The following is an 11,431-nucleotide window of genomic DNA, read 5'->3' as shown; positions in this document are numbered from 1 at the left end:
TTGCCCGCAACCCGTGGTTAGTTGGACCACATTTCAAGCGGAGAGATAACACAATGCGATTGATGCGGGTTGGCGAGAAAAACCACGAAAAACCTTGTGTACTGGATGAACAATCAATCATACGCGATGTATCATCTGTGATAAGTGAATTCGGGCCGCAAACTCTCAGTGATGATCTAATCACTAAGCTTGGTGCAATTGATTTATCGAGCCTACCCGCCGTTGACGCTGAAAGCTTACGCATCGCATCTCCAATAACACGCCCCCGCACGATCTTCTGCATCGGCCTCAACTATTCCGATCATGCGCAAGAAGCTGGTATGGCTGTTCCTGAAGAACCTATTTTATTTTCAAAAGCAACAGCCGCTTTTTCGGGTCCAAATGATGATATTTTATATGGTCCAAACACGTCTAAACTCGATTGGGAAGTAGAACTTGGCATCGTGATTGGCAAGGCGGCACTCAATGTTTCAAAAGAGGAAGCATTAGGCCATGTCTTTGGTTACACGCTAGTCAACGATGTATCAGAACGTGCGTGGCAGACCGAGCGCAGCGGCCAATGGATAAAGGGAAAGAGCTTTCCGTCTTTTTGTCCAACTGGTCCCTTACTTGTCACCAAGGATGAGATTAACGATGTAACCAATCTAAACCTGTGGCTTGATGTAAACGGCGAGCGCCAACAAACCGGCAACACAAGTTTGATGATTTTTTCAATTGAGACAATCGTGAGCTATCTCAGTCAGTTTACCCTCTTGGAACCAGGTGACCTGATCTGCACTGGTACGCCGCCTGGTGTGGGCATGGGCAAAAAGCCACAGAAGTGGTTACAAGTCGGTGACGTGGTGACGCTTGGGTGCGATGGACTGGGTGAACAACGGCAAAGTGTTGTGACGTTATAAAACATAATCTTATTTAGAGTTCTCTAGCTCGCAATGACTAGGCTCTATCTGATGGCAACATCTGTACCAAAGAAATGAGGTCCCGCACCAGTATTATTGATGGCGCAGGACCCCTAATCGTTATTTTAGCTAAAGCGCTTCTGCACCCATCTCGCCAGTACGAATACGAACAGCGTTTTCAAGATCCGTGACAAAGATTTTGCCATCGCCAATCTTGCCCGTTTGTGCCGCTGATGCGATCGCACCTACAGCACTCTCGGCAACGCTATCATCAACCGCCAACTCAAGTTTGAGTTTTGGTACATAGTTGATTTGATATTCAGCACCCCGATAGACCTCAGTATGACCCTTTTGGCGACCAAAGCCTTTCACCTCAGTCACAGTCATGCCCAAAATACTAAGCTCGGTTAGTGCATCACGAACCGCGTCAAGTCTATGCGGTTGAATGATTGCGGTAATCCATTTCATATTACGTTTCCTTTACGATGCTTAGTTTTACGTATTATAGGCTTTTTCACCATGCTCAGCAAAATCTAACCCGTCAATAGCGTCATTATCGCTGACCCGAAGACCGATTGTCATTTTTAGAGCAATGCAGATGATGTATGTGACCAATGCTGACCAAATAAGCGTTGCAACAATACCCGTTGCTTGTACGCCAAGCTGGCTGCCCATTGTTGTATCACCAAGGCCAATGCCGCCAAACCGTTCCGCGACAAAAACAGCGGCCAATAATGTACCTGTTGCGCCACCAATACCGTGAACCGCCAAGACATCTAGTGAGTCATCCACCTTCATGACGCGCTTCACAATATCAACCGCAATATAACAGACGATACCACCAGCAAGGCCAAGCATGATGCCGCCCATAGGACCGACAAAGCCTGATGCAGGTGTGATGGTTGCAAGACCGGCAATGGTGCCTGTTACAAAACCAATAAGACTTGGTTTTCCAAAACGGACCCATTCAATGACCATCCAAACAAGAGAGGCAACAGAAGCCGACAAATGAGTTACAAGCATAGCCATAGCAGCGTCAGTACCAGCAGAAAGAGCGCTGCCCGCATTAAAGCCGAACCAGCCGACCCAAAGCATAGCAGCACCGACCATCACCATCCAAGGTGCATGAGGTGGTTTAACATTATCAGGGAAGCCATCGCGGCTTCCTAGCTGCCATGCGATAACCAAAGCAGAGACACCAGCTGTTACGTGAACAACAATGCCACCAGCATAATCGAGGACGCCCATTTCAGCGAGCCAACCGCCGCCCCAAACCCAATGAGTAACGGGGGCGTAAACAACTAATAGCCAGATGCCGGAAAAAATAAGCACAGCGGAAAATTTAATCCGCTCAACATAAGCACCAACAATAAGCGCCGGTGTTATGACTGCAAACGTCATCTGGAAGGTGACGAAAAGCGTTTCAGGGATTGTCCCAGATTCAGTGCCACGCTCGACGCCATTCAGGAACATTTTGGAAAGCCCACCAACCCATGCGGAGCCTTCTGCAAAAGCCAGTGAATAACCAACCACAACCCACAAAACAGAGGCGAGGCAAGCAATCGCAATACAATGCATCAGCACAGAAAGCAGGTTCTTAGCTTGCACCAAGCCGCCATAAAAAAGCGCAAGCCCAGGCAAGGTCATAAACAGCACAAGCGCTGTTGCTGTTAAAATCCAGGCGGTATCGCCACTATCAATCATTGAAACTCTCCACAAATTTTAAATGTGGGAGCATGATGCTTAATCTCTAAGCAACATCAAGGAGCCTGCGGGTTTTTTCCTCATAAAAATAGAAATAAGTGTATATAACTCAATGATCTGCTTAAAATTTAGGCAGAATTATATCGGCTGGCCTTTCTTTATTAATTCATCAATTAGCTTACGACCAATAATCCCACGGCTGTCACCACCGCCGAAGAAAAGCTGGCCTGATGAGTAAGTAGTCCCATAATTTGCAGCCAAATTGACTGTTGATCCGATTGCTTCAATAAACTGTTTTGGATGGAGGCTAGAAAGCGGATGAATATATGTCGCCCATAAAATACCTTGACCGATAGCATATCTGGCATCAAGGGCTGAATCGAGATTAGCCTGCGCGATCCTGAGTAAGTCTTCTTTGGTAATTCCTTCAGCGCTACGAATACGCACCATAACCCGCATACGATTCATTCGTACTGAACTGAAAAGCGCAACTTGGAAATCATTCACAACAAACGATAGGGCTCCAGCGCGTGGTTCTTTGGCATTTTCATCAAGACGCTTAACAATAGAACGTATCTGATCAAGCGTCATGTTGCCCTCACGGCTCACTTGCGGTGGTGGCGGTGCGGGATTTGCGGGTTTACCATCTTCTGCCGTTAGGCTCAAAGCGCTATTGGATATCAAAGCGACAGAGGTGCACAGGCCTGCAGCAACCAACCAAAGCGCACCCTTTTTCATCAAACCAATTGCCATAATCATATCCTTATTGAGCGTTCACAATAGTATAATCGTAAGCGGACAAATTGAATGTGGGAAGTCAAATCATCGCGATTTTTTGTTTAATGACATGATAGGGCTATCAAAAGTCGTGGTTTTGTTGCGAAACAAGCGCGGGAAGGATATGGGAAAGGATAGCTTTTTGGTTAAGAACTGCGAGTGCATGAATGAATAACGGTTGGTCCGACTATTTTTATGATGGCGAGAAGCTTCTTTGGGAAGGCCAGCCAGACACTCGTATCTTCCTGATGAGTCTCGGTGATAAATATAGGCTCATTCTTGCCGTCCTTTGGGTGTTATTTTTGATCTATTTTTACAACGAGAGTTTTGACGAGGGAGCGCTTGTTCTGGTGCGCTTCTTTCAGGGCCTGCCTTTGTGGGCATTGTTTCTCTTGATTGGCGGTGCGGTCTATTTCACGATTGGGCGCTGGATTATGGACAGTTATATCCGCAGACATACCATTTACGCGATATCCAACAAGCGAGCCTTCATCGCAAGATCGGCATTTGGCAAAAAGCTGGATCACCTTCCCATTTTACCAACCATGAAAATAGATATCGCACAGGGTGAACTTGGTGCGATTACTTTTATGGAGAAGAAATCTATATTTAAAAACTGGAATAAATGGGGCGTTGAAGATGGCAGCTTCACCTTCCGCGGACTACCCGAGCCTGAAAAAGTCTATGCCGTGATCGAGAAACTTCAGCTTAGGCAAGCCAAAATCGCCGAAAGAAAAAAGGCTGAGGAATAAAGCCACCTCTTCACAATGTGAATTGACCCGTGAGCAATTGATAAAGAGAATTATTAACATCGAAAGGTGTTGAAATGCGGCTGCACTGTCTAACTACATTTTTTTTCACGATGTTCATCGCTTTAAGCGCTGATGCAGCAAAATCGGCTGATCATACATTAATCATCTCCAGTTGGGCATCACCAAGCCACAGTATTAATTCCAGACTATGGCCGAATTTTATCAAGAAATTAGAGAGCGCCTCAAAAGGCCGGTTGAGCGCTAAAATTGTTTATCACCTTGCGCCGGCCTCTAAACAGTTATCGTTGATTGAAAAAGGCGAGGCCGATATTAGTTGGGTTTTCCAGGGCTATTATCCACGCCGATTCAAGACAGCCAGCCTTGTTGCCCTTCCAGGATTTAGAGCTAGCGCTGAAGCTCTGTCTGTCGCGTACTGGCGAACCTATGAGAAATATTTAAAGGATCAAAATGACTATAAAGGTCTCAAGCTTTTAGGCCTGATGGTTGATGGTCCGCTCCAGATTCATTCAAGCAAGCCTATTGATACGCTCAAAGACATCAAAGACCTTAGGCTTAGAGTATCAGGGGACGCGTCACATGTCCTTACATCGGCCTTTGGTGCTAAAAGTTTGCATGTGCCAACATCACACATAAAAGATGCACTCAAAGCTAAAACCATCGATGGCCTGCTGATGCCGCTTGAAGGCAGGCGCAACTTTTCACTGAATGAAAAAGTACCTTACGTCTATGAAGTGCCCGGCGGCTTTTCACGCGGCCCCTATGCCTTAGTCATGAACGCGGCACGCTTTAATGCCCTGCCCGAAGATATTCGCAAAACTTTAGACAGCGACGTTCTTGGTGAGGCGCTCTCTCAAATGGCAGGCCAGATATGGGATCAAAGCGATGCGATTGGCCGCGCTGCGACACGCGCGAGCGAAAAAAACAAAATCACCAAAGCATCAAGCAATGATATGATATATTTTGACAAAATCGCGAATAGTGCGCGAGAGCGTGTGATGAAAAAAGCGTCCCAAGCAGGATTAGATGCAAGGGACGCCATTGATTTCATCATCAAGGAAAGTCAGGCATATGACGACGCAAAATGAGTTATTTCATTGTTGGAATAACAAACTGAGCGCCTTCTTTTACACCTGATGGCCAACGGCTGGTCACTGTTTTCGTCTTTGTATAAAAACGAAACGCATCGGGACCGTGTTGGTTTAAATCTCCAAAGCCAGAGGCTTTCCAACCACCGAAGGTATAATAGGCAAGCGGTACGGGTATAGGCACATTGACACCCACCATGCCTACATTGATGCGGTTTGCAAAATCGCGGGCGGCATCACCATCGCGCGTGAACATCGCAACGCCATTGCCATATTCATTCTCCATAGTCAGCTTCATCGCTTCTTCATAATCTTTAGCCCGCACGGTTGATAAAACCGGACCGAAAATTTCTGTTTTATAGATGTCCATATCCTTGGTGACATTATCAAACAAGGAAGCCCCGACAAAAAAACCATCTTCATAGCCCTGCATTGAGAAGCCACGACCATCAACGGCCAGTGTAGCACCTTGCTCGATGCCGCTTTCAACCAGTCCATTCACGCGGGTCTTTGCGTCAGCGGTGACGAGAGGGCCGAAGTCAACATCATCGCCTGCCGTATAGGGGCCAATTTTCAGCGCTTCGACTTTCGGGATCATCTGCTCGATGAAACGATTGGCCGTGTCTTCGCCAACAGGCACCGCCACAGAGATCGCCATGCACCGCTCCCCTGCTGCACCATAGCCGGCACCAATCATAGCGTCCGTCACCATATCCATATCAGCATCAGGCATGATGATGGCGTGATTTTTAGCTCCACCAAAACATTGAACACGCTTCCCGTTGCCACAACCACGGGAATAAATATATTCCGCGATTGGTGTCGACCCGACAAAACCGATAGCCTCGATATCTTTATGGTCAAGAATAGCATCCACCGCACCCTTGTCGCCATTGACCACTTGCAAAATACCATCAGGAACACCAGCCTCTGTCATCAAAGCTGCAAGCATCATTGGAACAGAAGGGTCACGTTCTGAAGGCTTTAGAATAAAAGCATTGCCGCACACGATTGCAGGACAAAACTTCCACATTGGGATCATGGCAGGGAAATTGAACGGCGTGATGCCAGCGACAACACCAAGTGCTTGACGCATGGAATACATATCTATGCCCGGCCCAGCCCCATCGGTATATTCGCCCTTGAGATGATGCGGCGCACCGAAACAAAATTCCGCCACTTCAAGACCACGGATGATATCACCTTTAGCATCAGGAATCGTTTTGCCGTGTTCATGGGACAAGGCAACTGCCAGTTTTTCCATATCGCGGTGCAGAAGCTCGACGAATTTCATCATAACGCGAGCGCGGCGCTGCGGATTAACTGCGGCCCACGCTGGTTGCGCTTCTTTTGCCTTTGCAACGGCATCTGCCATCTCTTGTGGCGTCGCTAGAGCTACCTGTGCACTGATCTCGCCTGTTGCGGGATTAAAAACATCAGCCGTTTGACCGCTTCCGGCAACTTCCTTACCGTTTATGTAGTGTCCGATTTGTTTCATGCTCTTCTCCCTTGGCTGACTGGCAGCTTAAATAAATAAATTAGGCGTTTCGCGTCATTTTTGACAGTTCTAAAAGAATGGCTGAAAAGTCTTTTCCTGAACCACCATTGTTGACAAAATCATCGTAGATTTCTGTTGCACGCGCGCCCATGGGGGTTGCAGCGTTGACCATCTTGGCAGCCTGTTGTGAGAGATTGAGATCTTTCAACATCAAGTCGGCGGCAAAGCCGGGTTTATAATCATTGTCTGAGGGAGCTGTTGGTCCAATACCTGTCGCGGGACAATAGGTATTGATCGACCAGCATGAACCTGATGATGTAGAGACAACATCAAACATCGCCTGTCTTTCAAGACCTAGTTTATCAGCCATATTGAAAGCTTCGCAAACACCAATCATGGATATACCAAGCACCATATTGTTGCAGATTTTTGCCATCTGCCCCGCACCACCCTCACCACAGTGAACGAGCTTTGCCCCCATTATTTCTAAATAAGGAGTGGCAGCGGCAATTGATGCTTTTGATCCACCCGCCATGAACGTCAATGTTCCAGCTTCCGCACCACCTACACCACCAGAGACCGGCGCATCAACAGAAAGAAGACCCGCTTTAGCTGCAGCTTCATGGGCAATTTTTGCGCTCTCAACATCAACAGTTGAGCCATCGATCAACAAGGCGCCCACTTTGGCAGCCGGTACAATTTCATCGTATACGCTTTGCAAAATGGCACCATTCGGCAACATCGTAACAACCACATCTTTGCCACTTGCCGCTTCAGCCGCACTTGTAGCGCTTACAACGCCTTCCACATCAAGGCCACTGACATCGTAGCCAGTCACATCATGACCAGCAGCGACGAGATTTTTAGCCATGGGCGCACCCATATTACCAAGACCAATGAAACCGATTTTTGCCATTTTTCTTTCCTTAAGTACTCACCTAAATTGCTAGCCTTCACCACTGAGAGGCTCAAACATTTTTTCAAGCAATGCGTCAGGCACATCTTCCAAAGTCATATATTGCCATTTTGGATTACGGTCTTTCTCAATAATTGCCGCGCGGATACCTTCAAGAAATTCACCCTGCTCTACTGCTCGTGCCGTGAACCGTAGTTCGTTTTCAAGTGCGGTTTCAAGGTTATTGTTCTGACGCGCAGTTCGGATCAATCTCAACGTACATAAAAGCGATAACGGCGATGCACGGGAGATATCCCTGAGCGCCTTTTCAGCCCAAGGCGCATCAAGCTCGCTAAGTGCATTGATGATAGCTTGAACCGTATCACCTTTAAAGGCGGCATTTATCTCATGCTCTATGGCTTGAAAGCTTCCCTCAGCCGCGTTTTCAGCGAATCTTATGATGACCCCAACATCGCCGCTATCCGACAAAAGAGATTTCAACATCTCCCATTTATCAATCGGCACGAAGTAATCTGCAAAATCGGTATAAAGCGCGTCAGCAGCCCCCATACGCAAACCTGTAAGGCCGGCGAACTCCCCAAGATGCCCGGGGGCTTCTGCAAGCAAGTGCGTTCCCCCTACATCAGGTATCAGGCCAATACCGCATTCTGGCATGGCGATCTTTGTTGTCTCGCAGACAATGCGATGAGACCCGTGTGTCGAGACACCGACACCACCACCCATGACAAAACCATGCATGAACGCGACATAGGGCTTTGGATAATTGGCGATAATGGAGTTGAGGCTATATTCGTCACGCCAGAAATTGAGGCCATGGGCATAGTCACCGTTTCTACCCGCATTATAAATATCTTCAATATCACCACCAGCGCAAAAGGCTTTTTCACCCACACCCTCGATGATTATGAGCGAGACGGCAGGATCATCTATCCAAGCTGAAAGCACCTTTTTAATCTCAAGTACCATATGGTAACTCAATGCGTTCAGTGCGTTTGGACGGTTGAGCGTTATACGTCCGGCCTTGCCAATGATTTGCGTCAGAACCTGTGCATCATCCATCACAACTTCTCTTCTTTCAAAAGTGCGCGAGAAACGATGAGTTGCATAATTTCATTCGTACCTTCAAGGATTTGATGCACGCGCAGGTCTCGCACAATTTTCTCAATGCCAAAATCAGACAAATAACCATACCCCCCATGCAATTGCAGGGCATCATTAGCGACCTTGAAACAAACGTCGGTGACAAATTTCTTGGCCATCGCGCAGTGTTTGCTCGCGTCTTGTGTTTTGTTGTCATATTTCCATGCAGCTTGGCGCAAAAAAACTCTTGCCGCCTGCAACTCGATCTCCATCTCAGCAAGTTTGAACTGAAGCGCTTGAAACTGATCGAGTGTTTTTCCGAACGCCTTGCGTTCACCCATATATCTAACGGACTTATCGAGTGCCGACTGAGCAGCGCCAAGGGAGCAAGCCGCAATATTGAGACGCCCCCCATCAAGACCCATCATCGCGTAGGAAAACCCTTCTCCTTCTTCGCCCAACAAACCATCAAGCGGCACGTTGCAATCATCAAATTGCACCTCGGTTGTTGGCTGATTTCGCCAACCCATTTTCTTCTCGTTCGCACCAAAGCTGAGGCCTTCGCTCCCACCTTCTATGAGTAGAGCTGAAATACCTTTGGGGCCAGATTCACCCGTGCGCACCATCGCTAAATAAAGATCAGAATATCCACCGCCAGAAATGAAAGCCTTCGTGCCATTCAAGATAAAACCGTCATCTTTTTTTGCAGCCGTGGTTCGAAGTGCAGCCGCATCCGAGCCACTGCCAGGTTCTGTAAGGCAATACGAACAAATCGCCTCACCGCTTGCCATTTTCTCAAGCCACTTTTCTTTCACGGCATCTTGCGCATATTCATAAACCATCCATGTGCACATATTATGGATAGACAAAAATGCGGCCGTGGAAGCGCAGCCATAGGACAGGCCTTCGAAAATCAATGTTGCATCAAGACGCGATAAATCGCTGCCATAATCGCCGCCAATGTAAATGGATGCCATACCAAGTTCGCCAAGTTCTTTGAAAACGGCTCGTGGAAGATGTTCTTTCTCTTCCCATTCCTGTGCGAAAGGCGCAATTTTATCCATAGCAATGCCTCGCGCCATATCAAATACGGCGCTTTGTTCTTCAGATAAGGCAAATTCCATCAGGCATCTCTCCCAAATGCACACTAAAACCTAGGACATGGCCCAGCCTGTTCTTAACCTTTATCATTGCGCTGAAAAATACAAATGTATACAGAATGATTTTGCATTTCTGCAATGCTGTGGTGTGATAAAGTCCAGAAATACAATCTAGAGGCATTTCGTCTATGAAATGGGATCATGTTCGCGTTTTTTTAGCGGTTGCACGTTTGAACCGTCTTTCAACGGCGGGAAAGCACTTGTCCCTCGACACCTCGACGGTTGGACGGCATATCGATCAACTCGAGGCCGATCTGCAAACGCGATTGTTTGATCGTAGTCCACAAGGCTATGCGTTGACGGTAGATGGTAAGCGTCTTGTGCCTCTCGCCGAGGGCATGGAAAGCACGGCACTTCAAATTAGCGACCAAATTGTCGATGAAACAAACGGCATACAAGGCGCCATCCGTATCGGCGCGCCTGAAGGTATTTCAAACTATGTGCTCAGCGATATTGCAGTTGATTTTTGTGAGGAATACCCAAAAGCGGAACTACAGCTTATTGCCATGCCGCGCGTCTTCAGCCTTTCAAAACGCGAGGCAGATATCGCGATCACCATCACACCACCGCAAAGCGGGCGGCTGAGAATTCAAAAAGTCGCGGACTATAGCCTTTATATGTATACCACTGACAAAGCGACGGAACGCTTTGGCGAAATAACAAACATTGAAAATTTAAAGCGCATACGCGGGATTGGTTATATACCAGACCTTATCCATGATGACGCCCTGCATTATATCCCTGAAATATCGCCTCACATTACACCGCATCTAACGAGTTCCAGCCTTTTGTTACAAACCAAATGGGCTCTATCGGGTGCTGGCGTGTGTATTTTGCCAAAATTTCTTGCCGTCGACCATCCTGAATTGAGACCCATTTTACAACAGGATATTCATTTCAGGCGTTCTTTTTATATGCTCCAGCATCAGGATATGTCGGGTATTTTACGCGTGAAGCGCACGGTTGAATTTTTTGTCGAGCGCATGCGCCAAAAATTACGGCAAATAGAGGAAATAAATGAAGGTAGCTGACGAGCAAAAGCATGCCGTTATACTGTGATCTTTGCAAATCAAACAGCCGCCCATGAAGGGCGGCCGACTATAATATTCATCGATATTGGGCTGCATCTTAGGGGCTATCCCCTAGCCACGGCCACCGCCGTCTATTACACCCGTACAAGACCATATTCTACAACGGCCATTTTTCGTGTTTACGCTTCTTCCATGTGATTCAAAATAATCATAACGAATATCGTAAATCGTTGAGCAGCGCGTTCCATCAGCCGCAACCAGAACATTTCCTGAAACCACAACCACATTTTTCTTTTTTGCGATTCCGATCAGCTCATCACAATTAACTTTTGCCAAGTCGACATATGACAAACCATCAGGATTGGGGTTATAGCCTCCCTTGTGTAGCTTCTTCGCATCTACCGCCTGCGCTGACATTAGAACTGCTGCTATTGCTAGTAACTTTATCATTTTCATCTCCCAACTTATGCGTCAAAATAAGCCCCGTTATTAATAACCTAGGGCAACT

12 protein-coding genes are annotated in these 11,431 nt (G+C 47.2%); 4 read left to right on the top strand and 8 right to left on the bottom strand.

The annotated features are described in order from the left end of the window. Nucleotides 1-53 precede the first annotated feature (53 nt). Nucleotides 54-899, top strand: coding sequence for a fumarylacetoacetate hydrolase family protein (locus ABJ081_08280; protein ID MEP6356665.1), 846 nt, complete (start codon nt 54-56; stop codon nt 897-899). Between the two features lie 129 nt (nt 900-1,028). Here the strand turns inward: ABJ081_08280 and ABJ081_08275 are convergent, their stop codons facing one another. From ABJ081_08275 to ABJ081_08265, 3 genes are all read right to left on the bottom strand, one after another. Next, the gene (locus tag ABJ081_08275; GenBank protein ID MEP6356664.1) at nt 1,029-1,367 is read right to left on the bottom strand and encodes a P-II family nitrogen regulator; all 339 of its coding nucleotides are present in this window, start codon (nt 1,365-1,367) and stop codon (nt 1,029-1,031) included. A gap of 27 nt (nt 1,368-1,394) precedes the next feature. Then, nucleotides 1,395-2,603: an ammonium transporter gene (locus ABJ081_08270; GenBank protein MEP6356663.1), complete on the bottom strand. Its 1,209-nt coding sequence runs from the start codon at nt 2,601-2,603 to the stop codon at nt 1,395-1,397. Nucleotides 2,604-2,741: 138 nt separating this feature from the next. Beyond that, nucleotides 2,742-3,356: a hypothetical protein gene (locus ABJ081_08265; protein MEP6356662.1), complete on the bottom strand. Its 615-nt coding sequence runs from the start codon at nt 3,354-3,356 to the stop codon at nt 2,742-2,744. A 191-nt stretch (nt 3,357-3,547) separates the two neighbouring features. On the opposite strand from ABJ081_08265, the gene ABJ081_08260 reads away from it, so the two are divergent. Both ABJ081_08260 and dctP read left to right on the top strand, forming a co-directional pair. After that, nucleotides 3,548-4,132: a hypothetical protein gene (locus ABJ081_08260; GenBank protein ID MEP6356661.1), complete on the top strand. Its 585-nt coding sequence runs from the start codon at nt 3,548-3,550 to the stop codon at nt 4,130-4,132. Nucleotides 4,133-4,206: 74 nt separating this feature from the next. Further along, on the top strand, nt 4,207-5,238 hold the full coding sequence (gene dctP / locus ABJ081_08255) for a TRAP transporter substrate-binding protein DctP (protein MEP6356660.1): 1,032 nt from the start codon (nt 4,207-4,209) through the stop codon (nt 5,236-5,238). Nucleotide 5,239: 1 nt separating this feature from the next. On the opposite strand, the gene ABJ081_08250 is transcribed toward dctP, so the two are convergent. Genes ABJ081_08250 through ABJ081_08235 form a run of 4 tightly spaced genes read right to left on the bottom strand, consistent with a single transcriptional unit; the run spans nt 5,240 to nt 9,856 of the window. Next, nucleotides 5,240-6,736, bottom strand: a complete 1,497-nt coding sequence (locus tag ABJ081_08250; GenBank protein MEP6356659.1) for a CoA-acylating methylmalonate-semialdehyde dehydrogenase — start codon at nt 6,734-6,736, stop codon at nt 5,240-5,242. A 40-nt stretch (nt 6,737-6,776) separates the two neighbouring features. Continuing rightward, a complete protein-coding gene (gene mmsB / locus ABJ081_08245; GenBank protein MEP6356658.1) occupies nt 6,777-7,652 on the bottom strand; it encodes a 3-hydroxyisobutyrate dehydrogenase in 876 nt (291 codons plus the stop codon). A 30-nt stretch (nt 7,653-7,682) separates the two neighbouring features. Beyond that, nucleotides 7,683-8,711, bottom strand: coding sequence for an enoyl-CoA hydratase/isomerase family protein (locus ABJ081_08240; protein ID MEP6356657.1), 1,029 nt, complete (start codon nt 8,709-8,711; stop codon nt 7,683-7,685). Next, entirely contained in the window at nt 8,711-9,856 is a 1,146-nt protein-coding gene (locus ABJ081_08235; GenBank protein MEP6356656.1) for an acyl-CoA dehydrogenase family protein, read from the bottom strand. The genes ABJ081_08240 and ABJ081_08235 overlap by 1 nt, the downstream gene beginning before the upstream one ends. A 164-nt stretch (nt 9,857-10,020) precedes the next feature. Here ABJ081_08235 and ABJ081_08230 point away from each other — a divergent pair, with 164 nt between their 5' ends. Beyond that, nucleotides 10,021-10,923, top strand: a complete 903-nt coding sequence (locus tag ABJ081_08230) for a LysR family transcriptional regulator (protein ID MEP6356655.1) — start codon at nt 10,021-10,023, stop codon at nt 10,921-10,923. A gap of 111 nt (nt 10,924-11,034) precedes the next feature. Here ABJ081_08230 and ABJ081_08225 read toward each other — a convergent pair whose 3' ends face one another. Continuing rightward, the gene (locus ABJ081_08225; protein ID MEP6356654.1) at nt 11,035-11,373 is read right to left on the bottom strand and encodes a hypothetical protein; all 339 of its coding nucleotides are present in this window, start codon (nt 11,371-11,373) and stop codon (nt 11,035-11,037) included. Nucleotides 11,374-11,431 lie beyond the last annotated feature (58 nt).

The sequence above is a fragment of the Hyphomicrobiales bacterium genome, from assembly GCA_039989895.1.
GTDB lineage: Bacteria > Pseudomonadota > Alphaproteobacteria > Rhizobiales > JACESI01 > JACESI01.
Note: the sequence above shows the minus strand (reverse complement) of the source record. Positions and strands in the feature narration are given on the sequence as shown.